Origin of the sequence: Ascidiimonas aurantiaca (assembly GCF_037646345.1) — a bacterium.
Lineage (GTDB): Bacteria > Bacteroidota > Bacteroidia > Flavobacteriales > Flavobacteriaceae > Ascidiimonas > Ascidiimonas aurantiaca.
This window is the reverse complement of sequence record NZ_JBBEWR010000045.1, coordinates 1-530: the sequence shown is the minus strand read 5'-3', so window position 1 is coordinate 530 and position 530 is coordinate 1. Positions and strand designations below refer to the sequence as shown.

The following is a 530-nucleotide window of genomic DNA, read 5'->3' as shown; positions in this document are numbered from 1 at the left end:
CCCAATTATAGCCTGGGCTTAGTGCAATATGACCAGATGGGCAATATTACCCGGCTGACAAGGAACGGCCATCGGGATGTAAGTGCTTCGAGTTTTGGATTGATGGATGATCTTACCTATAGTTATCAGGGCAACCAGTTACAGGCCGTAGATGATGCCATAGGGGCCAGTGCAGTGACCGGTTTTAAAGACGGAGCCGAGGCCACGACCGAGTACTTTTATGATGGCAATGGCAACATGACCCGGGATGATAATAAGGGGATTACGAATATCACCTATAACCATCTCAGTTTACCTACCCAGGTAAGTTTTGCTAATGGGAATATTCAATATACCTATGATGCTTCCGGCAGCAAGCTTCGCAAGACCGTTACCGAAAGTGGGAACACTACCACTACAGATTACACAGGTAATTATATATATGAGAACGGCCAGTTACAGTTTTTTAATACGTCCGAAGGTTATGTATATAAAGATGGTGGTGGGCAGTTTAGGTATGTCTATCAGTATAGAGATCACTTAGGGAACGT

General features: G+C 44.5%; 1 pseudogene. It reads left to right on the top strand.

Going from position 1 to position 530, the window contains the following annotated elements:
• Nucleotides 1-530, top strand: a pseudogene (locus WAO84_RS17175) (RHS repeat domain-containing protein); the annotation flags it as partial.